The sequence below is a fragment of the Rhodococcus sp. NPDC076796 genome, assembly GCF_040702765.1.
Classification (GTDB): domain Bacteria; phylum Actinomycetota; class Actinomycetes; order Mycobacteriales; family Mycobacteriaceae; genus Rhodococcoides.
Genome location: NZ_JBFBMS010000004.1, coordinates 234,498 through 258,449, shown reverse-complemented (window position 1 = coordinate 258,449; position 23,952 = coordinate 234,498). Strand labels below are relative to the sequence as shown.

Annotated in this window: 18 protein-coding genes; 12 read left to right on the top strand and 6 right to left on the bottom strand. The window is 64.9% G+C overall.

Annotated elements, in window-relative coordinates; translation table 11 throughout:
- Positions 1-76: 76 nt before the first annotated feature.
- The 4 genes from AB0366_RS15215 to AB0366_RS15200 are packed head-to-tail and all read left to right on the top strand — an operon-like array spanning position 77 to position 6,144.
- Positions 77-1,360, top strand: coding sequence for an MFS transporter (locus tag AB0366_RS15215; RefSeq protein ID WP_366244651.1), 1,284 nt, complete (start codon positions 77-79; stop codon positions 1,358-1,360).
- The gene (locus AB0366_RS15210) at positions 1,329-1,916 is read left to right on the top strand and encodes a GNAT family protein (RefSeq protein WP_366244650.1); all 588 of its coding nucleotides are present in this window, start codon (positions 1,329-1,331) and stop codon (positions 1,914-1,916) included. The genes AB0366_RS15215 and AB0366_RS15210 overlap by 32 nt, the downstream gene beginning before the upstream one ends.
- Positions 1,917-1,925: 9 nt before the next feature.
- A complete protein-coding gene (locus tag AB0366_RS15205) occupies positions 1,926-4,295 on the top strand; it encodes a lysylphosphatidylglycerol synthase transmembrane domain-containing protein (protein WP_366244649.1) in 2,370 nt (789 codons plus the stop codon).
- Positions 4,296-4,323: 28 nt separating this feature from the next.
- Positions 4,324-6,144: a bifunctional diguanylate cyclase/phosphodiesterase gene (locus AB0366_RS15200; protein WP_366244648.1), complete on the top strand. Its 1,821-nt coding sequence runs from the start codon at positions 4,324-4,326 to the stop codon at positions 6,142-6,144.
- Between the two features lie 17 nt (positions 6,145-6,161).
- Here AB0366_RS15200 and AB0366_RS15195 read toward each other — a convergent pair whose 3' ends face one another.
- Positions 6,162-6,458 carry an antibiotic biosynthesis monooxygenase gene (locus AB0366_RS15195; RefSeq protein ID WP_366244647.1) on the bottom strand — a complete coding sequence of 99 codons (297 nt, stop codon included), beginning with the start codon at positions 6,456-6,458 and terminating at the stop codon, positions 6,162-6,164.
- A gap of 13 nt (positions 6,459-6,471) precedes the next feature.
- Positions 6,472-7,977 (bottom strand): helix-turn-helix domain-containing protein, encoded by a 1,506-nt coding sequence (locus AB0366_RS15190; RefSeq protein ID WP_366244646.1) that lies wholly within the window; start codon positions 7,975-7,977, stop codon positions 6,472-6,474.
- 148 nt (positions 7,978-8,125) lie between these two features.
- Here AB0366_RS15190 and AB0366_RS15185 point away from each other — a divergent pair, with 148 nt between their 5' ends.
- From AB0366_RS15185 to AB0366_RS15160, 6 genes are all read left to right on the top strand, one after another.
- Positions 8,126-8,992, top strand: coding sequence for an FAD binding domain-containing protein (locus AB0366_RS15185; RefSeq protein WP_366244645.1), 867 nt, complete (start codon positions 8,126-8,128; stop codon positions 8,990-8,992).
- Positions 8,993-8,994: 2 nt separating this feature from the next.
- Complete coding sequence (locus tag AB0366_RS15180; RefSeq protein WP_366244644.1) at positions 8,995-9,468, top strand: (2Fe-2S)-binding protein; 474 nt, start codon at positions 8,995-8,997, stop codon at positions 9,466-9,468.
- The gene (locus tag AB0366_RS15175; RefSeq protein WP_366244643.1) at positions 9,465-10,817 is read left to right on the top strand and encodes an 8-oxoguanine deaminase; all 1,353 of its coding nucleotides are present in this window, start codon (positions 9,465-9,467) and stop codon (positions 10,815-10,817) included. Before AB0366_RS15180 ends, AB0366_RS15175 begins: the two co-directional genes overlap by 4 nt.
- A complete protein-coding gene (locus tag AB0366_RS15170; protein WP_366244641.1) occupies positions 10,814-13,138 on the top strand; it encodes a molybdopterin cofactor-binding domain-containing protein in 2,325 nt (774 codons plus the stop codon). Before AB0366_RS15175 ends, AB0366_RS15170 begins: the two co-directional genes overlap by 4 nt.
- A gap of 122 nt (positions 13,139-13,260) precedes the next feature.
- Positions 13,261-14,703 carry an NCS2 family permease gene (locus tag AB0366_RS15165; protein ID WP_366244640.1) on the top strand — a complete coding sequence of 481 codons (1,443 nt, stop codon included), beginning with the start codon at positions 13,261-13,263 and terminating at the stop codon, positions 14,701-14,703.
- A 1-nt stretch (position 14,704) separates the two neighbouring features.
- Positions 14,705-15,787 carry an XdhC family protein gene (locus AB0366_RS15160; protein WP_366244639.1) on the top strand — a complete coding sequence of 361 codons (1,083 nt, stop codon included), beginning with the start codon at positions 14,705-14,707 and terminating at the stop codon, positions 15,785-15,787.
- 49 nt (positions 15,788-15,836) lie between these two features.
- Here AB0366_RS15160 and AB0366_RS15155 read toward each other — a convergent pair whose 3' ends face one another.
- Positions 15,837-16,196, bottom strand: coding sequence for a hypothetical protein (locus AB0366_RS15155; RefSeq protein WP_366244638.1), 360 nt, complete (start codon positions 16,194-16,196; stop codon positions 15,837-15,839).
- Positions 16,197-16,710: 514 nt separating this feature from the next.
- Between AB0366_RS15155 and AB0366_RS15150 the strand changes: the two genes are divergently transcribed.
- Together AB0366_RS15150 and AB0366_RS15145 are read left to right on the top strand one after the other, a co-directional pair.
- Positions 16,711-17,919, top strand: coding sequence for an MFS transporter (locus AB0366_RS15150; protein ID WP_366244637.1), 1,209 nt, complete (start codon positions 16,711-16,713; stop codon positions 17,917-17,919).
- 183 nt (positions 17,920-18,102) lie between these two features.
- Entirely contained in the window at positions 18,103-20,475 is a 2,373-nt protein-coding gene (locus tag AB0366_RS15145; protein ID WP_366244636.1) for a DUF222 domain-containing protein, read from the top strand.
- Here AB0366_RS15145 and allB read toward each other — a convergent pair.
- From allB to AB0366_RS15130, 3 genes are read right to left on the bottom strand one after another with little or no spacing between them, the layout of a single operon-like run.
- The gene (gene allB, locus AB0366_RS15140; protein WP_366244635.1) at positions 20,472-21,836 is read right to left on the bottom strand and encodes an allantoinase AllB; all 1,365 of its coding nucleotides are present in this window, start codon (positions 21,834-21,836) and stop codon (positions 20,472-20,474) included. The genes AB0366_RS15145 and allB overlap by 4 nt on opposite strands.
- Positions 21,778-22,821, bottom strand: coding sequence for an allantoicase (gene alc / locus AB0366_RS15135; RefSeq protein WP_366244634.1), 1,044 nt, complete (start codon positions 22,819-22,821; stop codon positions 21,778-21,780). Before alc ends, allB begins: the two co-directional genes overlap by 59 nt.
- A complete protein-coding gene (locus AB0366_RS15130; protein ID WP_366244632.1) occupies positions 22,818-23,951 on the bottom strand; it encodes a glycerate kinase in 1,134 nt (377 codons plus the stop codon). Before AB0366_RS15130 ends, alc begins: the two co-directional genes overlap by 4 nt.
- Position 23,952 lies beyond the last annotated feature (1 nt).

The following is a 23,952-nucleotide window of genomic DNA, read 5'->3' as shown; positions in this document are numbered from 1 at the left end:
AGGTACGACTTGCGCCGTACCTTCAAACCTGTTCTAGTACGAAAGTCATCGTACCTAATTCAGTGCAGGGGGATCCATGAGAGCAGTTCTGCCGGTCGTACTCGCAGCACAGTTCGTCGTACCGATGTCCATCTCGGGCACCGCCATCGCGCTCCCGGTGATCGCCGCAGATCTCGGCTCCGATCCGACGCCGCTCCAGTGGGTCGTCAACGGATTCAACGTCGCGTTCGCACTGTTCACCGTCGTCTGGGGTGCGGTCTCGGATCGCATCGGTCACCGCACGTCGTTTCGCATCGGCGTCGTACTCACGGCCGTCGCCAGCCTGGTCAGCGCCCTGGCATCCTCACTGCTCCTGCTCGACGCCGCGCGGGTGTTCGCCGGCATCGGTGCCGCGGCGGTCTTGGTGGGCTCGACGTCCATTCTCTCGCTGCATTTCCAGGGGACCGAACGAGCGACGGCCTTCGCCCTGTTCGGCACCGTGAACGGACTGGGATTGGCACTCGGGCCGACCATTTCCGGGCTGCTGATCGCCGTGCTCGATTGGCGTGGAGTGTTCGCCGCTCAGGCCCTCGTCCTGCTCGTCGCGGCCGTCGGGACTCTGGCTCTTCCTACCCTACGAAGCGCGTCCACACCATCGAAATTGCTGGATTTCGGCCTGCTGCGCAACCGTCGCTTCCTCGCTCTGTGCCTGGTCCCGGTCGCCGGAGCCATCGGATTCGTCACCCTGCTCACCTATCTGCCCGCCGCGCTCAGCGCCGTGGCATCCCTTACACCCGGACGAGCCGGACTGTTCATGCTGGCGATGACGATCCCGGTCTTGATCGCCCCACTGACCGTCGCCAAGCTGACCGAGATGTTCGACGCAATCACCCCCGACCGCGTCGTTCTCGCGAGCCTCGGCTTCCTGGTTCTCGGCAATCTCGGCATGCTGGCCCTGCAACCCGGCCTCCCGCTCGCCGCCGTCGTGGTCCCGATGATCCTGTTGGGGCTGGGATTCGGACTCCCGATCGGTCTGGTCGACGGTGAAGCACTCGCGGCAGTTCCACCGCACAGCAGCGGCACCGCAGCAGGAGTACTCAATCTCTTCCGCATCGGTAGCGAGGCCGTGATGGTCGCCGGCTACGCCTGGCTGCTGACGATCCTCGTCCGCGGCCGGGTGCCCGACCGTGCCGACGCAGATGCCGCCGCGGCCGGGCAACCGGGATTCGCCGATGCCTACGCCCACGCCTTCACCGAAGTGATCGTCCTCGTCGTGGTGGCCGTTGCCGTCACGGCAGCGCTGATCGTCGCGCTTTCCCGGACGGGCAGATCCGACGTATCGTCGGCGAATGTCCTTTCTGCAACCGGTGACCCTCACTGACGATCTGGTGACCCTGGAGCCGCTGAGCCACGATCACCTCGAAGGTCTGTGCGATGCCGCGCGCGACGGCGAGCTGTGGAATCTCTGGTACACCAGCGTGCCGAAGCCGGAGGAGATGGCGGCCGAGATCGACCGTCGACTCGGACTGCTCGACGCAGGCACGATGCTTCCGTTCACGCTGCGCCGCAACGACACCGGACAGATCATCGGAGCGACTACATTCTGCAACGCCGACGCCACCAACCGTCGCGTCGAAATCGGATACACCTGGAATGCCCGCTCCGCGCACGGAACCGGCACCAATCCCGCGAGCAAACTTCTGCTGTTGACGCATGCATTCGAGGAACTGGGATGCATCGCAGTCGAATTTCGCACCCACTGGATGAACCTGCAGTCGCGGACGGCGATCGCGAAACTGGGTGCGAAGCAGGACGGGATTCTGCGCAATCATCAACGCATGCCCGACGGTTCGTTGCGCGACACCATCGTGTTCTCGATCATCGAATCCGAATGGCCGACCGTCCGCAACGAACTCCGCAGGCGTACCGCACGGTAGGTTGACCCCATGCGTGTGGATGGGCGGGACATTCCCGTAGCGGGAAACCTGCTTCAGCCGCTGGTGCGGAGAACCAGCGACATCATTCGGGTCGTATCGGCCGCAGCACTGCTGGGCGTGGTGATCGCCGGTTCGCTGATCACCAGAAATCAGTGGGACGCGCTCGAGCAATCGGTATCGAACATCGTCGGCGTGCTCAGCCCCGACCAATCCAATGCCGTCTACATCGTCTACGGCGTCGCCATTCTCGCGCTCCCGTTCGGCGTCCTGATCGGCCTGATAGCAGGCCGAAAATGGAAACTTCTCGCCGGATACGCCGCCGCGGCGCTGCTGGCCGCGCTGGCGCTGTCGATCACCGGAACCGGGATCTCCACTCCCACCTGGGACCTCGACGTTCCCGAGCGACTCGACACGTTCCTCGCGCAATTCCTCGACGATTCTCGCTGGATCGCGATGTTGGCTGCGGCGCTGACGGTTTCCGGCCCTGGCCTACCCGCGAAGTGGCGTCGGGCATGGTGGACGCTGTTGCTCGCGTTCGTGCCGATGCACCTGGTCGTCTCCACCGTTGTCCCCGCTCGATCGATGCTCGGACTGGCGGTCGGCTGGCTCGTCGGAGCCGTCATCGTGTTGCTCGTCGGCACACCGGCGCTGGAGGTTCCGCTCGACGCGGCGGTTCGGCTGTTCCACAGTCGCGGTGTCACCGTTCGCAGCTTCACCGTCGTCCGTCCGGCCGGCCCCGGCCCGTTGGTGTTGAACGCACACACTCCCGACGCCGATGTGGTGGTCGAGTTGTACGGGCAGAACCAGCGCAGCGGCGGTGCCCTGCGCCAGTCCTGGCGGTGGATCACGATGCGTGGCAGCGAAACTGCGCCACTGCACGCGTCGATGCGCCGGGCAGTCGAGCATCGCGCCCTGATGGGCCTTGCCATCAAGGGGTTGGGTGCGGCGGGCAGCCACCCGCTCGCAGTGGCAGCACTCGACAGAGGATGGACCCTGTACGCGCACAGTCTGCCCATCGGCGATCCGGTCGAGGCGGAGCACGACGACGCCACCCTCAATGCCTTGTGGTCGGCCCTGAACACCCTGCACGAGAACCAGATATCCCACGGCGACCTGCACCGCGGCGAGCTGAGGATCCACGACGGCAATGCCCTCTTCTGCGGCTTCGGCCATGCCGAACTGGGTGCGTCGGATTCCCAGATGCAATCCGACGTCGCGCAGTTGTTGCTCACCACGGCAGACCTGTTCGGCCCCCAGCGCGCCGTTGCGACCGCCATCGACGTACTCGGCTTCGAGACCGTGGTCGCGGCCTCGGGTCGATTGACCAAGTCCGCCATCCCGCCTCGTATTCGGCAATCGGTGCTCGACGCCGACAAGACGATGAAGGCAGTCCGGCTCGAGGTTCTCGAGCAGACCGGCACCGCCAAGATCGAGGCCGAACAGGTCACCCGATTCAGCCGCAACCAGATCATCTCGCTCGTGCTGTTGATCGGATTGGTCTACGTCGCATACCCGTTCATCAGTGCGGTGCCCGCGTTCGTCACCGAACTCGGTTCGGCCAACTGGTGGTGGGCTCTGCTCGGTCTCGCGGTGTCCGCACTGACGTACATCGGTGCCGGGGCGGCGTTGTGGGCGTGTGCGCTGGGCAAGGTCGGCTTCTGGAATCTGACGGTGATGCAGGTCGCCAACACCTTCGCGGCAACGACGACACCCGCGGGCGTCGGCGGACTGGCCCTGAGCGTGCGATTCCTGCAGAAGGGTGGGCTGGGAACGGTTCGCGCGACGGCAGCTGTGGCGCTGCAACAATCCGTCCAGGTGATCACGCACGTGAGCCTGCTGATCTTCTTCAGCGTCGTCGCAGGCACCTCGTCCGGGCTGTCGAACATGGTGCCGGGCAACACGGTGCTGTATCTCATCGCAGGTGCCGCATTCGGCGTCGTCGGGACGTTCATGTTCGTGCCCAAGCTGCGCCGCTGGCTGCGAGTCGCCGTCCGGCCACAGATCAAGGAAGTCCTCGGCGAACTGGGCGAACTCGCCCGCGACCCCAAACGCTTCTCGATCATCATCCTCGGCTGCGCGGCGACGACGTTGGGCGCCGCGCTCGCCTTGTGGGCGAGCATCGAGGCATTCGGCGGCGGCACCACGTTCGTCACCGTGACTGTCGTGACGATGATCGGCGGAACTCTGGCTTCCGCCGCGCCGACGCCGGGCGGTGTGGGTGCCGTGGAGGCCGCGCTCATCGGCGGTCTCGCGGCCTTCGGAGTGCCCGCCTCCATCGCCGTCCCGTCGGTGTTGCTCTATCGCGTCCTGACCTGCTGGTTGCCGGTGTTTCTGGGGTGGCCCACACTGCGGTGGCTCACCAAGCGAGACATGGTCTGATTCGTCCGATTCAGGGTGCGTGTATACCGTGAGTGCTAGCGTTCATGCAGGTTGGGGGCCTTACTCGACGGAGGGCGTTGCTATTTCCGATCAGGGAGATTTCATCCCCACCGCGAAGGAACGATGGGTTCGGCTGTTCATCAGCGGAATGACACTGACGTTCGGACTTGCCGGCGTACTGATGATCCCGGCGGGGCAGTTCTCCGAGCCGATGTCGATCGTGGTCCTCATCGCGTCGGCTACCACGGTGCCCGTGGCCATCGCCTGGTATGTCAGACCATGGACGTCGCCGCATCTGGCGACGGCCTACGTCCTGTACGCAGATCTCGGCATCATCTCGGTGCTGCTCTCGTTCCAGACCCATTTCGACGCGATGCCGGGTTGCGCGATGTTCGCGATCGTCGCCGCATTCATCGTCGTCGGAAGTTCGTATCGGGTGATGGTGCTGCACCTCGGCGTCGCTACGCTCACGCTGCTCACGCTCGGTGTTCTTGCCGTCGCCGATGGTGCCGATCCGTGGTCGACCGCCTCGCGCATCGTGACCATCGGCTCGCTGTACGTAACTCCGTTCATGATCAAGGCCTACATCGGGCAACTACGCCTCAAGGCCGCCCGGGCGCTGCGCGACCCGTTGACCGGCCTGTGGAATCGCCGCGGTCTCCTGGACACCGTGGACACCCTCGGCATCTCGCCTTCCGGAGCCGGCGACGCGGTGGGGGTGACGGTCCTCGATATCGACCGTTTCAAGCAGATCAACGACAGATTCGGGCACCCCTCGGGCGATGCCGTTCTCATCGAAGTCGCCCGACGACTGTCCGAGGCTGTGGGCGATCGGTCGGCGGTCGCACGACTGGGCGGCGACGAGTTCGTGGTTGTCAGGTCCGGAACTCGCGAGGAGATCACTCAGTCGGACAACAGGATTCGGGCCGCCCTGGAGGAGACGTTCGACGGGCCTCAGTTCACCACCAGCCTCGGATCTGCGGTCGAAGCACTCGATTCCGAGACCAGCATTCACGTCCTGGTTCGACGGTTGATCGCGCTGGCCGACATCGAGATGTACCGATTCAAGGCACGAACCTCCGGCAACGCGGTGTCCGATCGTCTTCCCGAAACGAACTCGCACGAGCAGACGCGGAGCCGGATCGACGAACTCATCGCATCCGGCGGCCCCGACATCTTCTTCCAGCCCATCTGCGACACCGTCACCGGATCCGTCGTGGGTTTCGAGGCGCTCTCGCGCTTTCCCTTCGGTGCCGGATCGCCGCTGTCGTGGTACCGCGACGCCACCGAGGCCGGCATCGGTCCCCGCCTCGAACGTGCGGCACTCGACCGGGCGCTCGACGCGATGCGCGCGCTGCCACCGGGATCATTTGTCTCGCTCAACGCGTCCGCCGACACCATCCGTACGACGAACCTGCTCGATCGACTACGCCCGCACCTGGCGTCCCGGACGTTCTACCTCGAGATCACCGAGCACGAGCGCGTCGACGATTACCTCGCGGTCACCCGCGCCATCGACAGTCTGCGTGCTGCGGGAGTGCAGATTTCCATCGACGACGTCGGTGCCGGATTCGCCGGTCTACGCCACGTCATCGAACTGCGGCCGGACATCCTCAAAGTGGACTATGCGCTGGTCCACGGGATCGACCACGATCCCCTGCGGCGAGCAGCCGCGACCGCGATCATCGACTTCGCCCGGCAGATCGACGCCACCGTCATCATGGAAGGCGTCGAAACCGAAGCCGAACTGCAGGTGGCGAACGAACTCGGAGCCCAGATGGTCCAGGGCTTCCTCACCGGCCGACCGGAACCGGCGTCCGCACACTCCCACCAGCAGGTGACGAGGTAGTCGAACCTCCAGACCGATCAGAACGACGAGTCGGCCGTGAACTTCGTCAGTGTCGGCGGTGCGGCGAGCAGCGGCGGCAATTCGGCGATCTTGCCGGGTCCGGCGCGGAACTCGCGGTACTTCGCATCGGCCTCGGCCGATTCCCACGTCTCGTGGGCAATCATGTGTGCCTCGTTCTCCTCGTCGACCCACACCTCGACACCGAGGCAACCCTCGAATGCGCGGGTATCGGCGAGCACCGTCCGCAACAACGCACGGGCATCGGCGACGGACTCGGGCTTGAACGTCAGATCCAACAAAGCGATGAGAGCCATGGCTTCACACTAGTCATCTGAGCCGAAGTGCCAAGTAGAACTCGATTCTGTCCTCCAGTCGCGACAGATCGCGGCCGGTGAGTTCCTCGATGCGCTGGATGCGGTATCGGACGGAATTGACGTGCATGTGCAGTTGTTCGGCACAACGCGTCCAGGCACCGTTGGTGTCGAGGTACACCGACAGTGTCTCGACGAGATCGCTGTTGTGCAGGTTGTCGTACTCGACCAGGGGAGTCAGCAGCCGGGAGGTGAACATACGTCGCACGTCATCGGGGACGTTGGCGAGAAGTATTGTCAGCGTCGCCAATTCATCGTGCCCGACGACGCTGCAGTCCGAGCCGCGGCGCTCGGCGAGCCGGCGGGCGTAGCGCGCTTCCTCGATCGCGCTTCGGATGTCGGCGGGCGCGGTCGGGGCGCTGACACCGATCGAGGTGCCGCTCCCGATCAGTCCCGGTGCCAGTGAGTGGACCGCTTGCCGAACGGAATCGGTGCGATCGGTTCTCGCCTCCACCAACGCGATGGCCTCGTCGTCGACGACCCCGACCGTGATCTCCAGCGGTGCCAGCACTTCTCGCAGCAGCGGACGTAGCTCACCGAGCCGCAACGTCTCGCCGGATGTGGCCACAGCCACTGCAGCGTAACGTGTTTCGATATCGAGTCCGATGACGTGCATCTGGGCGAGAATGTCGGCGGCCGTCGCACCACCGACGATCGTGCGCACGAATTCCTGCGCCAGAATTCCCGACCCGGACAGGCGATCGTCGACGCGACTGCGCTCGACGGCCACGATCGACGCCAGCTGCCCGGCCAGGGACAGCCTCGGGGCATCCCATGCCTGCCAATCGCTTTCGAATGCCACGAACCAATCCACGACCCGCGGCGCGGACTCTCCATCGACGGCGAACACCGAGACTCGCTGCTCTCGGCAGTACCGCGGCAACCGCACCGCCGTCATGAATTCCTGAGCCACGGCTGCGGTGTCCGGTGGATTGTCGGATCCAGCGAGTACCCGCCCCGAAGACGTGACGACCCAGCAGTTCATACCCAGATCCGAGCTGACCATCTCCAGCAGCGGACCCAGCCCACCGCCCGGGCCTGCGCTCGCCACGAGGCGTCGATGCCGGTCGAGCACGAGACTCAGGTCCGACGCTCGCGCCGTGGACAGTTGCCGGACGACGCTCTCGGTGACCGTGGCGAAAGCGATGTCGGCGGGTACCCGAAAGAGCGGCAGCCCGTGCTCGAGGCAGGCGTCCACCAGATCGTCGGGCACCACGCCGTCGTCGGATGCCGCCAGCGCTGCGATGCCGGCCTTGGACACCGCCCGTACGAACGTCCTCGAGTCCTCCGGGCCCGTCCGCCACATCAGGCCGGTCAACACCAGCTCTCCCCCACTGAGGTAGCGGCTCGGATCGAGCATGTCGGTGGTCACGACCCATCTGATGGTCGGATCGAAGTGCTCGGGAGTGACGATCGGCTGCAGTTTCAGATCGGGGAGATCAGCCAGATCACGCAGCCTCACGGTGAATCGACCTCCTCTTCGTAGGATCCTCCAAAACCTACACTGTGATCGCCGTCATACTTCGTCGTTCCTGTCTCTCGTTCGCGGTGCGCCCGGCGGCTGTACTGGGTGAACACGACCGGAAGACACGTGAGCGGAGAGCAGCACGATGGAATTTCTACGACCACAGACCTGGGGCGACGCGTTGGCCGCAAAGGCCGACGATGTCGACGTGGTGCCCATCCAGGGTGGCACCGACGTCATGGTCGAGATGAACTTCGACCTGCACCGGCCGGGCGCATTGCTGGATCTGAACCCGATCACCGAACTGACCGAATGGGAACGGCTCCCCGATGGCACGCTGCGGGTGGGGGCGGGCGTGCCCTACGTCCGCATCATCGCCGAGATCGGAGACAAACTTCCCGGCATCGCCCAGGCGTCCCGCACGGTCGGCTCACCGCAGATCCGTAATCGCGGCACCGTCGGCGGCAACCTCGGCGGCGCGTCACCCGCAGGCGATCTGCACGCGCCCCTGCTTGCGGCGGGCGCGACCGTGGAGGTCGAGTCGGCCGAGGGCGGTGTGCGCATGATTCCCGCGACCGAGTTCTACCTCGGCGTCAAACGCAATTCCTGCCGGCCCGACGAACTCATCCGCGCCTTCCATGTGGCACCGGCGGCAGGACCGCAGTACTTCTCGAAGATCGGCACCCGCAACGCCATGGTCATCGCCGTCTGCTCGTTCTCGATCGCACTGTTTCCGCAGGAGGGTCGCGTCGGTACCGGTCTCGGCTCCGCTGCGCCGACGCCGCGCCGGGCTTACGATGCCGAGAACTACCTCGCGGCCGAACTCGAGTGGGACGGTGCCCTCGATCCTCGGGTGTCGGAGGAGTTCGGCCGATTGGTCAGTGCGGCAGCAAGTCCCATCGACGACGTACGTGGCACTGCCGATTACCGCAAGCACGCCCTGTCCGTGATGGCCCGGCGAACACTGGGTTGGGCATGGCGGGACCTCACAGCCGCACGGAAGGTGGCCTGAACATGCGAGTCAATTGCACCATCAACGGAAAAGACATGGAAGCCGACGACGTCTGGGAGGGCGAGAGTCTGCTGTACCTGTTGCGCGAACGCATGGGACTACCCGGATCCAAGAACGCCTGTGAGCAAGGCGAATGCGGTTCGTGCACCGTCTATCTCGACGGCATCCCGGCGTGCGCCTGCCTGGTGGCAGCCGGACAGGTCGAGGGCCGCGAGATCCGTACCGTCGAGGGCCTCGCCGACGGCGACAAGCTGGACCCGATGCAAGAAGCGTTCGTCGAGTGCGGGGCCGTCCAATGCGGCTTCTGTACACCGGGACTCGTGGTCCAGGCTCACGATCTGATCGAACGCGTTCCCGAGCCGTCCGACGCCGAGATCCGTGAATCTCTCGCCGGAAACCTCTGCCGCTGCACCGGATACGAGAAGATCCTGGACGCCGTACGGCTCGCAGCAACCCGAAAGGCCGAAACCAAATGACCACGGTGATCACCAACGCCTACATCGCCCCCATCGTCGGTGACGAGATCCCCTCCGGCTACCTCGTTGTCGAGGGCACCACGATCAGCGCCATCGGTTCGGGCCCGGCACCGATCATCCCCGGGGCCGAGACGATCGACGCCTCCGGCTGTCTCGTCACCCCCGGCCTGGTGAACACGCACCATCACCTGTACCAGTGGGCGTCCCAGGGCCTGGCCAAGGACAACACACTCTTCGAATGGCTTGTCGCACTCTACAAGCCGTGGTCCAAGATGGACGCCGAGGTGGTCGGGGGAGCCGCCGCCGCCGGCCTCGGTTGGCTCGCGAAATCGGGCTGCACCACCAGCACCGATCATCACTACATCTTCCCCAAGGGCCGAGGCGATCTGTTCGCCGCCGAGATCGATGCCGCACAACGCATCGGCGTCCGATTCCAGCCGTGCCGCGGCTCGATGGACCGGGGTGTGTCCGACGGCGGATTGCCGCCGGACGAGGTGGTCGAATCGCTCGACGACATCCTCACCGCGACGGCCGAGGCCATCGACACCTATCACGACGCTTCCTTCGGTTCGATGCTCCGCATCGCGGTCGCACCGTGTTCACCGTTCTCCATCAGTAAAGAGCTGCTCGTGGAGTCCGCAGGGCTTGCTCGCGCCAAAGGTGTTCGGCTGCATACGCATCTGGCCGAGACCCTCGACGAGGAAGAGCACTGCCTCGCTCAGATGAACTGCACCCCGGTCGAATACATGGAGCAGGTCGGCTGGCTGGGCGACGACGTGTGGTTCGCCCACGCGGTACACCTGCACGATTCCGATATCGCGAAGATGGCGACCACCGGTACCGGTACCGCCCATTGCCCGAGCTCGAACGCACGACTCGGCGCGGGTATCGCCAGGATCTCGGACCTGCTCGCCGCCGGCGCGCCCGTCGGCCTCGGAGTCGACGGCTCGGCCTCGGCCGAAATGGTGCCGCTGGCCGGCGAAGTCCGTCAGGCGATGTACATGCAGCGGGCAAAGTACGGACCAACAGCACTGACGGCGCGTCAGGCACTCGAGATCGGAACACTGGGCGGAGCAACGGTACTGGGACGTCAGAGCGAGATCGGTTCGCTCGAGGTCGGCAAGCTGGCCGACATCGCGATCTGGCGCACCGACGGCTTCTACTCGGCCGTCGACGACCCCGTCGTTGCGTTCGCGTACGGGCAGACACCACCGCTCGCGCGGTTGATGGTGGGCGGTCGAACGATCGTCGAGAACGACATCCTCGTCAGCGCACCGCAGGACGAAATAGGCCGTGCCGGTGCGGATGCACACCGTCGTCTGATGAAACTCGCGGAGGACGTACTGTGAGCGCCCCGACCACAACACCCCGGCAAGTTCCCGCCGACATCCCCGCACCGGGACGCGGCCGCGTCGGCGACAGCCCCCTGCGACCCGACGGCACACTGAAGGTCAAGGGCGAGTTCGCGTATTCGTCGGACCTGTTCATCGACGGCATGCTCTGGGGCGCAACGCTCCGCAGTCCGCATCCGCGGGCCAAGATCGTCTCGGTCGACATCTCACAGGCACTCGCGACACCCGGCGTCGAGGCAGTACTCACCCATGACGACGTGCCGGGGCGCAAGTGCTTCGGGCTCGACCACACGTGGGATCAGCCGGTGCTGGCCTTCGACGAGGTGCGGCACGAGGGCGAACCGATCGCGTTGATCGCGGCCGATCATCCCGAAACAGCGCGGCGCGCAATGGAAAAGATCGTCGTGATCTACGACGTTCTCGAGCCCCTGACCGATGCCCGACGCGCAGCACTCGACCCGGACTACCCGAAGGTGCAGGAACGCGGCGGGGTGGCGCGCCATCAGCCGGTGCGCGTCGGCAACGTCGCCGCCGCCAGGGCGACCGCGGACGTGATCGTCAGCAGCGACTTCGCTGTCGGGATTCAGGATCAGGCATTCCTGGGACCCGAATCGGGCCTGGCTGTTCCGGCCGAGGACGGCGGCGTCGACCTCTACGTCGCGACCCAGTGGATGCACAACGACCTCGCGCAGATCGGGCCGTGCCTCGGACTGCCCGAGGAGAAGATCAGGATGACGCTCGCCGGCGTCGGTGGGGCATTCGGTGGCCGCGAGGACCTCTCGATGCAGATCCACGCGGCGCTGCTGGCGATGCACACCGGCAAGCCCGTCAAGATCGTCTACAACCGCTACGAGTCGTTCTTCGGGCACGTGCACCGCCACCCCGCGCAGATGCATTACGAGTACGGCGCGACCCGCGACGGCAAGCTCGTGTTCGCCGATGTCGAGATCATCCTCGACGGTGGCGCGTACACCTCGGCCACTCTCAACGTCGTGGGCAACGCTGCCTCGCTCGGCGTCGGTCCGTACGTCATTCCCAACATCGAGATCGACGCGTACGGGGTGTACACGAACAATCCACCCTGCGGCGCAATGCGCGGATTCGGCGCGGTGCAAGCATGTTTCGCGTACGAGTCGATGATGGACAAGCTCGGTGAGGCCTGCGGAATCGGTCCCGTCGCCATTCGGCAGATCAACGCCGTCAGCCAAGGTTCGATCCTCGCGACCGGCCAGGTGATCGAAGCACCTGCCCCACTGGCCGAGATGCTCGCCCGAGCCGAGGCGATGGAACTGCCTGCCCCCGTCGACGCGTCGGACATCCGCAATCTGCCGGGTGGTGCCTCGCAGACCACCCATGGCGAAGGCGTCGTACGCGGGATCGGCTACGGAGTCGGCATCAAGAACATCTGCTTCTCCGAGAACTACGACGACTACTCCACCGCGCGTGTTCGACTGGAGGTGATCGGCGGTGAGGCAACAGCATTGGTACACACGGCCGCTGCCGAGGTCGGACAGGGCCTGGTGACGTTGGAGGCGCAGATCGCGCGCACCGAGCTGGGCGTCACCAAGGTCGTCATCCATCCCGCCGACACCAAGGTCGGCAATGCCGGCTCCTCGTCCGCGTCGCGTCAGTCGTACATGACCGGCGGCGCAGTCAAGACAGCGTGCGAGGCCGTTCGCGAGGCGGTGTTCGTCCTGGCCGGCCTGTACCTGGGCCGCGCGGTGGCGGACCTGAGCCTCGACGGCGGCAAGATCGTCTCGGCCACCGACGGTGCGCTGGCGACGATCGAGGATGTGCTCGGCGAACGGGTCATCGAGCAGACGCGTGAATTCCACCATCGGCCCACCAGCGGAATGGATCCGGTCACCGGGCAAGGAGCGAGCCACACTCAGCTCGCACTGTGTGTCCATCGCGCCGTGGTGGACGTCGACGTCGAGCTCGGTCTGGTCAAGGTCGTCGAGATGGCGGCCGTGCAGGACGTCGGCAAGATCCTCAACCGGCTTTCACTCGAAGGCCAGATCCACGGCGGCACAGCGCAGGGCCTCGGTCTCGCGGTGATGGAGGAAATAGTCGTCGTGGACGGTCTGGTGAAGAACCCGTCGTTCACCGACTACCTGATTCCGACCATTCTCGACATGCCGCCCATGAAGTTGGACATCCTCGAGAACCCGGATCCCCTAGCACCGTACGGTCTCCGCGGAGCCGGTGAGCCACCTACCCTCTCGTCGACACCCGCAGTGGTCGCAGCCATCCGCAATGCCACCGGGCTCGCGTTGACCCGCGTGCCCGTTCGACCCGAACACATCATCAACAGCTGATCCGAGTTCCAACCCCATTCGACGAAACCTTCTCCGGCACAACCGCTCCGACGCCAACTCCCCCGGCACGTCGGCCCGGCCCCACGCTCGACGAGGTTGATCACGCCCTGGGAGGGCCGATCATGACCGACGTACGCACATCCAGCACTCGCCAAAGTGGACGAGGTCGATCCCAGATCGACAAGTTCTTCGACATCACCGGCCGCGGTTCGACGCTCTCACGCGAAATCCGCGGTGGCATAACCACATTCGTGGCCATGGCCTACCTGATCGTTCTCATCCCTCTGATCATCGGTGATGCCCGCGATGTCACCGGCGCCACGCTCGATCCAGCTCAGCTGTCGACCATGGTGGCACTGTCCGCCGGTCTGACGACCATCCTGATGGGCGTCGTCGGAAACGCGCCCCTCGCCATGGCGGCCGGCCTCGGCGTGACGCCGATCGTGGTGTTCCAGGCGGCCCCGTACATGACCTGGCCGCAGGCGATGGGCCTGGTGGTTCTCGAGGGCGTCGTCATCGTCATCTTCGCTCTCACCGGCATTCGGCAACTCATCATGGATGCCATACCTCTGGTACTCAAGCAGGCGATCGGCGTCGGGATCGGTGCATTCATCGCGCTCATCGGCCTGGTCGACGCCGGGTTCGTCGGGCACCACGAGGCAGCATCCACCGCGGTAACCCTCGGCACGTTCGGCAAGCTCGCCGGCTGGCCCGTGTTCGTCTTCTGCGTCGGCCTGATCCTGATGATCATGCTGTTCGTTCGGAGAGTGCCGGGCGCGATGCTGATCGGCATCTTCGTGGCGACCAATCTCGCGATCATCTTGAACTCGGTGTTCGACATCGAACCCGAGGCGTGGGGTCCCGTGGTACCGAAGGTGCCCGATTCCATCGTCGCCACACCACAATTCGATCTACTGTTCAACGTCGACCTGTTCGGCGGGTTCGCTCGGGCCGGAATCGTCACTGCGTCGGTAGTCCTGTTCACTCTCGTTCTCTCGGGCTTCTTCGACGCCATGGGCACCATCCTCGGAGTCGGCGAGGAAGCCGGACTCGTCGACAAGCAAGGCAGGATGCCCGGCCTGAGCCGCATCCTCACCGTCGACGGCATCGGTGCCATCGTCGGTGGCGCGATCAACGGTTCCGCCAACACCGCCGTCGTGGAATCTGCGGCCGGCGTCACCGAGGGTGCCCGAACGGGTCTCGCCAGCGTCGTCACCGGCGGATTGTTGACCAGCCTGATCTTCTTCACTCCGTTGGCCGGAGTGGTCCCCGTCGGTGCAGCGGCGCCGGCGCTGGTTCTGGTCGGTGCGCTGATGATGACGCACGTACGCAAGATCGACTGGGAGAACACAGAAATCGCGATCCCGGCCTTCCTGACGATCGTGCTGATGCCGTTCACGTACTCGATCACCGTCGGAGTCGCGGCAGGCGTCATCTCGTACACCCTCGTTCGCCTCGCCAAAGGCAAGGCACGCCAGACGCATTGGCTGCTGTACCTGATGTCGGGCATCTTCCTGGTCTACTTCGCCCTGCACCCCATCGAAGAAGCGTTGGGAATCTCGTAACGTGAAAGAGATCGTCGACCGGTTGACCGCCTGGGACCACGCAGGCGTTCCCTACGCGGTAGCGACAGTCATCGCGGTATCCGGAAGTGCTCCACGGCTTCCGGGTGCCGCGATGGCGGTCTGCGCCGACGGTGAGGCCGTCGGCAGCGTCTCCGGCGGCTGCGTCGAAGGAGCCGTGTACGAGCTGTGCCAGCAGGTTCTCGAGACCGGCGAGTCCAAGCGAGAGTCGTTCGGCTACAGCGACGTCGATGCTTTTGCAGTCGGTCTGACCTGCGGTGGAGTGATCGAGGTTTTCGTACGCCTCGGTCCTCCGCGGTCCGTGCTCGCGGCCATCGCGTCGGATGCTGCGGTGGCCACGGTGACGTTGCTCTCCGGGTCCGGGGAGTCGCTCGCAGTCTCGTCCTCGGCAACAATGGGTACGACCGGTTTTTCGGACGTCGACACCGTGGTTGTCGGCGAGGCGTTGGCGATGTTGGACTCCGGCGGTACCGGCATCCGGTCGGTGCGGTGCAGGCCGGACCTCGACGTGTTCGTACAGTCCTACGCCACTGCGCCACGGCTACTGATCTTCGGAGCCATCGACTACGCCGGAGCACTCGCCCGCGTGGGCAAGTTCCTCGGCTACCACGTGACGGTGTGCGACGCGCGGCCGGTATTTGCAACGGCTGCACGGTTTCCCGACGCCGATGACGTGGTGACCGAATGGCCGCACAGCTACCTGGCGCGGACTACGGTCGATTCGCGGACGGTAATCTGTGTACTCACCCACGACGCCAAGTTCGATGTGCCCCTGCTGGAAGTGGCTTTGCGACTGCCGGTGGCATTCGTCGGGGCTATGGGATCACGCAGGACTCATGACGATCGCGCGGCCCGGTTGCGCGAAGTGGGACTGACGGAGCAGGAGCTGGCGCGTTTGAAGTCTCCCATCGGCCTCGACCTGGGTGCGAGAACACCCGAGGAAACTGCGCTGGCCATCGCGGCCGAATTCGTGGCCGCTCGACGTGGAGGTAGTGCACTGCCACTGACACGTACGGCCGGTCCGATTCACCACGACGGGGCGGCGGCGGATGCGAAGTACGCCTGATATCGGCCCCGTGGATCGCGCGGTCAGTAACATCGGTCCCATCTGCGAGCTACTGCTCGCGGCGTGAACGCCACTGACCACGCGCGATGATGGCAATGACGATCACGACCGCCGAGGCAACGGTCACACCGAACGCCCCTCCAAGAGGAAGTACGTTCGTCAGGACCGGAACCGGTGCGAGTACCGCCAGCACGACGGCCACAGCCACAACCGGGAAGATGACTACAGCCAAAAATTTGTCTTTCTGCCGATCCCAGTCGGGTCCGGCTTGCAGTGTCTTCTCCTTACGTATTACCCACGCGTAGAACGGAATCAGCGGCATCAGCAGCAGTAGTACCGACAGCGGGTATCCGGTTTCACCAAGGAGCGCGTAGATCAGCGTTGCTGTCACCGCCGAAGCCCACGTCATGATCACAGCCATGCCGAGGGCCAACAAGAATGGCGACTCTCGTGGCGGTTGATCAGATCCAGACGGAATCGTCCGATCGTCCACTGTCAAGACCTCCCAACTAGAGGCATGCCGCGATGATGCCACCAACGCCCGACAAAGAGACGATGAGTTCCGCCGCTTCCGCAGACGCGTTCGCAGGGAACGTACCACTACGTGGTCTGTACAGCCTGCGAGCGCTGCCCTCGCAATCGCGGCGGAGTTCGTATCGCTTCGACGCGGGTAGTGCTCTGTCACTGACACGAACTGCGGGTCCGATTCACCACGACGCCGACCCGGCTGGAGCACGCCAGGTACGCATAGGTCTACAAGCGATTGGCCTCACCCAAATACCCACCACATGTGGACAACTGGCGGCTGTTGACGTCTTTCGCATGCCGTGGTTTGCTTCGGGTGTCGATGAACGACGCCGTAGCACTCCTGCTCGTCCGGGGGTGTAGGCACCTGATTCCGACAGGGCGACCGCGAGGCCGCCGTGTGGTTTTTCTCTGGTATCCGCCGCTCGTCGGCGGCGCTATGGGTCGTGTTCTTCGTGAACGGTGCTGTTCTGGCAAGCTGGGCACCGCGAATTCCACAGGTCACGTCCGAACTTCACCTCTCCGATGGCCAGGTCGGCTATGCATTGCTCGGCGTCGCCGTTGGTTCCGTTCCGGCGTTGTTAGGTACCGCGCGCCTGCTTCGGACCGTGTCGGCACGGTCGGTGTGCACCATTACGTCCATCGCCTTCAGCGGTGCGCTGCCGTTGATCGCGTGTGCACCCAACGTATGGGCACTCGGCGGTGCGTTGGCTGTGCTGGGGGCCGTCAGCGGGTGCTTGGACGTTGCGATGAATACGGCTGCGATCGACTATCAGGACCGCATCGGAGCGAGCATTCTCTCGCGCCTGCACGGCGGCTACAGCTTGGGAGTCCTCGCGGGTGCAGCGTCGGGCGCTCTGGCCTCGATACTCGAGGTCACCGTGCTCGAACACTTCGTGGCGGTCAGCGCCTGTCTATTGGTCCTGGCTTTTGCCGCGTCATGTTTTCTGCCAACGTCGGCGAGACATCGTGCGCCCATCGACCACGACGCTGTGACGCGTGACAGTCCAATAGTTTCCAGCCACAGTCGATTTGGCCGTGTGCTGGCGATCCCTGCAACGATCGGAGTGATGGCCGTTGCCGCGCTGCTGATCGAAGGCATGATCACCGATTGGTCTGCCCTGTTGGTCTCGCGGGATTTCGGCGGCGGTACCGCCGTCGGAGCCGCTGCAGTGGTGGTGTTCAGCACCGCCATGTTCTTCTCGCGTTCCTTCGGCGATCTGATCGTCGATCGGCTCGGTGCTGCCGTCACTCTCCGATGCGCGGCAGCGGTGGTGTCAGCGGCCGTACTTCTGGGACTGTTGCTGCAGCCAGAACCATGGGGTGCCGTTGCGGTGATGGGATGCGCCGGCATCGCCCTCGGGCCGTTGTTCCCGTTACTCATCACCGAAGCAAGCCGCCGAAGTCGCGTTGGTGCGGCAGTATCCACCGCGCGCGTGAGCGCGATCGGATACGGCGCGTATCTCGGCGGACCCCCGCTCGTGGGCTTCCTCGCCGAACGCATCGGCCTTGTGGGTGCTTTCGTTCTCATCGCGGGCATCTGCTCCATTGCCTTGGTTGCCGCGTCGATATCGTTGCGCGACAGATCACGATCAGCGACGCCGTGAAGCTTCTACTCGCTTCGCCAATCCCGGCGCAGTGCCTCATGGTCAACCAGACGGTTCGGTGAGGAGTGAATTTGTCTGGTCAGCAGCCGCCGATCTGCGCGCGACCGTTCTTGTCGGTGGCCCGGGTTAGTCTTCTTTAAGTTCGAACAGGCGTTCTTGTTTCGGGTCACCGGGGGGTGAAAGATGGGTGCACTGCCAGCTGTGTCACTGGAGGCGTTGACCGCGGCCGCGCGTGAGGAGAATCGGCAGGCGGCCCGCAAGATCTCCGCCTGCTACGACGTGCATCGGAGTTGGATCACCCTCGACACCAAGCACAAGCATTACAGCCGATACGGACGCACCGAAATGGCAGTCGCATTGGGATGTTCGGCGACGGTCGCCGAATCGTGGGTTTCCGTCGGTGTCGCTTTGCACACCCGGCTCCCGCTACTCAAGGCCGCGTTCGAGACCGGTGAGGTCGACCTCCCACGGGTACGGACGGTATGCCGGATCCTCGACAACCTGAGCGACGACATCGTGAAGAAGGTCGAGGACGAGATCGTCGAAGCGGCCCGGCGCTCATCGCCGGGTCCGCTCGAGAAGGAGATCTGGGACATCCTGGTGCGCGTCGCACCCGAGGAAGCAGCCGCATTGCGGGAGTTCGCGAAGAAGTTCCGCACCGTCACCTACAGTCCTGCCGGGGAACTCGCCCGCATCCGGGCGGAGTTGACCGCACCCGAAGCCGCCGCCGCATGGCAACTCCTCGAAGAAATGGCCGACACCCTCTGCCCGAAGGATCCGCGCGGGAAGAAGGAACGCTTGTGCGATGCGTTCATGGCCCGCATGCACGGCGAACCCCGACTCGCGTGCCTGTGCCAACGGGAGGATTGCTCGAAGAAGGATGCGGTGTTGCCGGATCGGCGGGTGCCGTTGACGATGATCACCGTCGACATCGCCACCCTCATCGGCCTCCTCGCCAACCCTGCGTATCTGGCCGGTCATGGTTCCATCGACCCGGACCTCGCGCGGGAATTGGCACGCAACAGTCAGTGGCAGGTCCTGCTCACCGAAGCAGTGACCCTCGCCGAGAAACTCGGACTGGCCGTGCAGAACCCGGAAACCGGGGAATGGGAACGAATCCCCAACAGTGAAAAGACCGAGCCTGCAACAGAAAACGACACGGCAACGGCAGCGGGTACGGACACCGACACGTCAGCGGGCACCGTTCCGGGCACGGCGGCAGGGGCGGTACCGGATTCGGATGCGGATGCCTCTGCGAGCACCGACACGACTGCTGAGACACCCACGGACGCGAACGCAGGTGCAGGTGCAGGTGCAGGTGCACAGAATGCATCGACGGCTGATTCGAGTGCGGAGACAGCTTCGGCGTCGGAACCAACCGGGCCCAGTTCTCCTGCACCCGAACAGAGCTCGCCGGCAGAAGATAACGTCGATCAGGTCGACAATCCCGCGCCTACCACCGGGCCCGCGACCGACCCGGCAGCAGCTACCACCCCAGGCTCAGACCCAGCCCCCAAGCACGCAGCAACAACCGCTTCGGCGGCTATCACCAAGCCGCTACCGGAGCCGCCGCAGGCGAACGGCCCAGAGCCAGTTGCGTCACCAGCACCCGCACCGACTTCGTCGAAAGATGCCCAACAGACGCCGACCGCTGATCCAGCGCAAGATTCGAGCGAAACCCATACTCCCACTGCACCATCCGATACCACCAGCAACCACGACATCGGCAGTGACGAGGAAACTATCAGTGGATCCGAGCCGACATCGATCGGTAGTCCGGCATCGAGTACACACCCCGGTGCGGGTGCCGAAACCGAGGATCGACCTCCGCGCCGCCTGCAATCGTTGACCTCCGCCGCCGCGTTGTTCTGCACCCACACTCCCGTCGGCAAAGGCACACGGCACAGCTCTGCCCTCGACCTGGACGCCATCAGACATCCCGCCCACAACATGAGGGCACTGGACCTACGCTCGACAATCCGGCCCGACAACCGCACCGGCTGTACAGCCAATGGCCTCTACATCGGCACCGCCTCCCTCGCCGCCGCACTCGAAGCCGCCATCGCCGCCGACCCCACCCTCGGAAAATCCGTCGCCCGCGACCCACTCACCGACCGCGCCCTGATCTACCGCCCCGACGCCCTCACCACCGCAGCCGTCCGCCACCGCGACAAACACTGCCGCTTCCCCGGCTGCCACCGCCCCGCCGCACGCTGCCAACTCGACCACGTGATCCCCTTCGACCACACCAACCCCCTCGGCGGCGGCTGGACCACAGTCAACAACCTCCAATGCCTCTGCGAATACCACCACTCCGTCAAAACCGCCGGCTACTGGAAAGCCGTCATGCTCCCCGGCGGAGCGATCCTGTGGACATCGACATCGAAGACCACACGAATCACCCTGCCCGCCAACGGCACGGCAGTACCCATCGCCGCCAACGACCTCAGACCACACATCCCCACCAAACCGAAACGATCCGGCATCATCGCCTACCCCAACCCACCCGACAACCAGGAGCAGGAGACAGACGACACGGCAGCACCGCCGTTCTAGGCGCGCGCCAACAAGCGCCCGGTCGAGGATTCCGACCCCGCGATCCACGACCGTCGCACCACACCCGACAAGCCCAGCCGGTCGTACGCAGTCACCGGGTTACGGTGGTACAGCTGCGTCACGTCCACGGTGAACATGTCCTCCGGCGCAAACGCCACCAAGTCTGCCGCGCAGCCGATCTCGATACGGCCTCGGTCTGCCATACCTACTTGGTCGGCAGTATTGGTGGCCATCCACCGGACGATGTCGGTCAGTGCGAACCCACGGGCACGCGCCTCCGTCCACACCGCAGCCAGCGACACCTGCAGCGACGCGATACCGCCCCACGCATCACCGAAGTCTCCAGTGTCGAACCTCTTCAGATCCGGCGTACAAGGGGAGTGGTCGGTGACGATGGTGTCGATCGTGCCGTCGAGCAGTCCCTGCCACAACAACTCTCGGTTTCCGGCCTCGCGGATCGGCGGGCAACATTTGAACTGCGTCGCCCCCGCCGGTACTGCTTCCGCATCGAAACACAGGTAATGCGGGCAGGTCTCGACAGTCACCCGCACCCCGTCCCGCTTCGCCGCCGCAATCATCGGCAACGCATCAGCACTCGACAGATGCAGAATGTGCACCCGACACCCCGTCTGTCGAGACAACTCGATCACCTGCTCGATGGCCCGGTTCTCTGCCGCACGCGGACGCGACTCGAGGAACCCCGAGTACTCACGGCCCGCCGCCGTCGGAGCCTCAGCAATGACCTCGGCGTTCTCCGCATGCACGATCATCAACCCGTCGAACGACGCGATCTCGATCAGAGCCTTCTCGAGTTCCGGGATAGTCAGCGGCGGAAACTCGTCCACACCGGACGCGAGCAGGAAGCACTTGAACCCGAACACTCCCGCATCGTGCAGTGGTCGCAGCTGATCCACGTTTCCTGGCACCGCCCCGCCCCAGAACCCGACATTGACGACCGACTGATCCGCAGCCACCCGCCGCTTGGTCTCCAACGCCGCGACGTCCACTGTCGGGGGAATGCTGTTGAGCGGCATATCGACAATGGTCGTGATCCCACCTGCAGCGGCGGCTCGGGTGGCGCTGGCAAAACCCTCCCACTCGGTGCGCCCCGGCTCGTTGACGTGCACGTGGGTGTCCACCAAACCCGGCAGCAGCACCTCATCCGGCCCGAGCTCGACCATCACGGCCCCAGACACGTGCGCGTCCAGAGAGTCGATCGCAATAATGCGGCCGTCCAGCACCGAGATCGATGCCGCCACCTCCCGGCCACCGATCACCGCCCGCGACGCGCGAACAACCAGATCAGACTGCACTGGAGACACTTTGAAGCTCCGAGGACTTCCACGCGATGTCGGCCGCATCGAGGGCTTCGGCGTCGAGTTCACCGAACAGCCGCAATCGGGACAGTCCGCCATCGGGGTACACGTCCAGCCGCAGGTGCGTGTACGCGTCGGCCTCGTTCAACAGGAAGCGATGGCGGGTGTCCGGCTGGACGGCGGTGCGGGGCAGAATCTCGGTCCACGCCGTGGGATCCGTGACGTGTCGGCGACGAGAATCGATGGCGCTGAGCCGAATCCACCCCGGTGCGTTACCCACGTAATAGCTGGTATCGACCTCCACGTGTCGCGGGGCACCGGGCGATGCGAGAGCAAATACTGCGAAGTCGTTGCCGCCGTTGCGTCGTCGAGAGTTCTCCCAGCCTTCGCCCATGTTGCGGGCCCGCCCGGGCAGGATGATGTTGGCCGGCGAGGAGTAGAACGCGTCGGAGCAGTCGGTGAGCCGAGCGCCGTTCTCCGCGGCCAGCAGGTCGACGGTGCCTGCGAGGAACCGCGGATCCTGCACCACCTGACCATGCACACGGAACCGGGCAACGCCACCGTCGGGGTAGATCGACAGACGCACATGCGTCCACCGGTGCCGATCGGCCACCTCGTACCTGTTCGCGGTGTCTCCGACTGCAGGAGACTTGTCGACAATGGTGTGCCAATCTGCCTTCAGCACATCCTCCATGGACGGATAGCCCTCGATCGACGCCGCCTCGACGGATACGAACGGCGGGTAGTTGCCGGTGAAGTGAGCGGTGTCGACGACAACGCCGTGCACGATGCCCGGTGCCCCCAGTCGCACGATTGCCCAGTCGTGACCGCCTTCGTCGCGGCGACGACGAGTCTCCCACCCGTCGTACACCTTTCCCTTGTGGCCGAAGTCCTCGGGATCGAACAGCGGAGCATCGGGCTTGATCAGGTTCTCGCGCTGGGCGAACAACTCGTCGTTCGCTGCGGACACGCTGCCGCCGAGCGCCCGAGAAGCCAGATCGGTCAGCGTGGTGAAATCGGTTCCGGTCATGAAGTTCCTTCCAAAATGTGTGTGGTGGCCAAGGTTCGGCCCACCTCGTGCAACAACCTGGCCGCATCACGCATCGAAATTCGAGGGTCCGGCTCCAGGTCGGCGAGTGCATATGAGGCGGTGATTCCGTAGGGGCGCAGTCGATCCAAGCCGACGACGCTGCGTCCAGCCACGGTGATCACCGGAACACCGGCTGCACGTGCAGCGTGCGCGACACCGATCGGTGCCTTGCCGTGCAAGCTCTGCTCGTCGAGCGAGCCCTCACCGGTGACGACCAGATCGGCCGAGGCCAGAGCGCTACCGAAGTCGATCAGTTCGAGCACCGTCTCGATACCCGGCTTGGCCGCAGCACCGAGTACGGCGATGGCCCCGAACGCAGTGCCACCTGCCGCTCCGGTTCCGGCCAGCCCGCTCACATCACGTCCGATTGCGTTGCGCACGAGATGCGCCCACTGCCGCATCCCGTGTTCCAGATACAGCAGCTCCTGCGGCCCTGCACCCTTCTGCGGTCCGTAAACCGCTGCGGCTCCGGTGGCACCGAGCAACGGATTGTCGACGTCGCACGCCAGCTCGAACACCGCGTTGCGAGCCGACGGCAAGATCCCGGACAGATCCAGGTGCACCGCGCCGCGCAACGCACCGCCGCCGAGCGCGACGTCGTTGCCGTCGGCATCGAGGATCCGTGCACCCAGTGCCGACAGCATTCCGGCCCCGCCGTCGGTGGATGCACTGCCTCCGAGGCCGACGACGATACGTTCGGCACCCGCCTCCAGGGCGTCTGCGATGACGGTACCGAGGCCGAACGTGCTGGCTCCCAGCGCATCCGGCCGTCCATCGGGCAGAAGCTCGAGCCCGACGGCCGATGCCAGTTCGACGACGGCGGTATCGCCCCGGCGAGCGTAGGACGTGTTCACCTTTTCACCGGTCGGCCCCGAGCAGGTCACTGCCATTCGGTCCCACCCGGCGGTGACGGCAGCATCGACGGTGCCGTCACCGCCATCGGCGACGGGCAGGCACACCGTCTCGAGCGACGAATCGACCGAGAGCATTCCCGATGCCAGTGCCCGGGCGACATCCGCCGCCGACAGCGAGCCCTTGAACTTGTCCGGAGCGAGCAGAATTCGCGTCATC

Coding starts and splice junctions, on each gene's coding strand:
- AB0366_RS15195 (WP_366244647.1), bottom strand. CDS start 6,458: ATGGCTCTCATCGCTTTGTTGGATCTGACGTTCAAGCCCGAGTCCGTC.
- AB0366_RS15205 (WP_366244649.1), top strand. CDS start 1,926: ATGCGTGTGGATGGGCGGGACATTCCCGTAGCGGGAAACCTGCTTCAG.
- AB0366_RS15130 (WP_366244632.1), bottom strand. CDS start 23,951: ATGACGCGAATTCTGCTCGCTCCGGACAAGTTCAAGGGCTCGCTGTCG.
- AB0366_RS15175 (WP_366244643.1), top strand. CDS start 9,465: ATGACCACGGTGATCACCAACGCCTACATCGCCCCCATCGTCGGTGAC.
- AB0366_RS15165 (WP_366244640.1), top strand. CDS start 13,261: ATGACCGACGTACGCACATCCAGCACTCGCCAAAGTGGACGAGGTCGA.
- AB0366_RS15210 (WP_366244650.1), top strand. CDS start 1,329: ATGTCCTTTCTGCAACCGGTGACCCTCACTGACGATCTGGTGACCCTG.
- allB (WP_366244635.1), bottom strand. CDS start 21,836: ATGCGGCCGACATCGCGTGGAAGTCCTCGGAGCTTCAAAGTGTCTCCA.
- AB0366_RS15185 (WP_366244645.1), top strand. CDS start 8,126: ATGGAATTTCTACGACCACAGACCTGGGGCGACGCGTTGGCCGCAAAG.
- AB0366_RS15180 (WP_366244644.1), top strand. CDS start 8,995: ATGCGAGTCAATTGCACCATCAACGGAAAAGACATGGAAGCCGACGAC.
- AB0366_RS15145 (WP_366244636.1), top strand. CDS start 18,103: ATGGGTGCACTGCCAGCTGTGTCACTGGAGGCGTTGACCGCGGCCGCG.
- AB0366_RS15155 (WP_366244638.1), bottom strand. CDS start 16,196: ATGACGTGGGCTTCGGCGGTGACAGCAACGCTGATCTACGCGCTCCTT.
- alc (WP_366244634.1), bottom strand. CDS start 22,821: ATGACCGGAACCGATTTCACCACGCTGACCGATCTGGCTTCTCGGGCG.
- AB0366_RS15215 (WP_366244651.1), top strand. CDS start 77: ATGAGAGCAGTTCTGCCGGTCGTACTCGCAGCACAGTTCGTCGTACCG.